Origin of the sequence: Nocardia rosealba, from assembly GCF_020216065.1 — a bacterium.
Lineage (GTDB): Bacteria > Actinomycetota > Actinomycetes > Mycobacteriales > Mycobacteriaceae > Nocardia > Nocardia rosealba.
Genome location: NZ_JAIWNA010000001.1, coordinates 461,793 through 462,935 on the forward strand (window position 1 = coordinate 461,793; position 1,143 = coordinate 462,935).

Consider the following 1,143-nt stretch of genomic DNA (forward strand, 5'->3'; position numbering starts at 1 on the left):
ATGACGGTGCATTTCATCGGGGCGGGCCCCGGCGCAGCCGACCTGCTCACGGTGCGCGCGGTGAACCTCCTGCGCGACAGCCCGGTCTGCCTGTACGCGGGGACCTATCTCGACCCCGAGGTGCTCGCCCACTGCGCGCCCGGCACGGAACTGATCGACACCCAGCGCCTGGACCTCGACCAGATCACCGCCCACCTCGTGAAGGCGCATGAGGACGGTAAAGACGTAGCCCGCCTGTGCTCTGGCGACCCGTCCATATATTCGGCCCTCACCGAACAGACTCGCCGCCTCGACGCACACGGCGTCCCCTGGGACATCACCCCCGGCGTCCCCGCCTACGCGGCGGCCGCGGCCGTCCTCGGCACCGAACTGACTGTCCCCGAGGTGGTCCAGTCGGTGGTCCTCACGCGCACCCAGGTCCGCTCGACGAAGATGCCCGAGGGCGAGGCTCTGGCCAATTTCGCCGCCACCGGCGCCACCCTCGTCCTGCACCTGGCCATCACGAGAATCAAGACCCTCGCCGAGGAACTGGCCGAGGAATACGGCCCCACCTGCCCGGTCGCCGTCGTCTACCGGGCCAGCCAGCCCGAACAACTGGTCCTGCGCGGCACCCTCGCCGACATCGCGACCCAGGTCGAGGCGGCAGGTCTGCGCCAAGCCGCCGTCATCCTCGTCGGCCGGGCTCTCGGCGTCCCCGTCGACTGCGCCCAGTCCCACCTCTACGACCCCGCACGCAGTCGCCCGACCGGTATGTGACCCATCCCTCAATCGGCCTCGCGCACCACCGCGCCGGGCGGGATGTGAGGTGGGAGGAACGGTCAGCAAACCGGCTGCGGCGGATTTACCTGCGTCGATGCTCGCCAGCTATGGAGGTGGTTGGTTGCGGGGCAGCGGCACCGGTAGATTGGTGCGATGGTTTGCGACGAGCACACCGGCGCGGTCGGCCGGACGGTCCGAAGCATGGTCTCGGCCATGTAACGAGATCGGCTGAGCCGACAGATAGTGCCTATGGACATTTTTTGCCTGATTGATTTCGAGAATTGAACCCGAGACGCAGGCGCCACTGCTGGTTCTGGCTGGGCGTCTGCGTTCCGGTGTCGTCGGGGAGCGCCTGATGCGGGTGTTCCGGAAGCGAGGTTTGGG

General features: G+C 68.0%; 1 protein-coding gene. It reads left to right on the plus strand.

The features are described from left to right. Nucleotides 1-756 (plus strand): precorrin-4 C(11)-methyltransferase, encoded by a 756-nt coding sequence (gene cobM, locus LDL21_RS02150; RefSeq protein ID WP_225278608.1) that lies wholly within the window; start codon nt 1-3, stop codon nt 754-756. Nucleotides 757-1,143 lie beyond the last annotated feature (387 nt).

Coding starts and splice junctions, on each gene's coding strand:
- cobM (WP_225278608.1), top strand. CDS start 1: ATGACGGTGCATTTCATCGGGGCGGGCCCCGGCGCAGCCGACCTGCTC.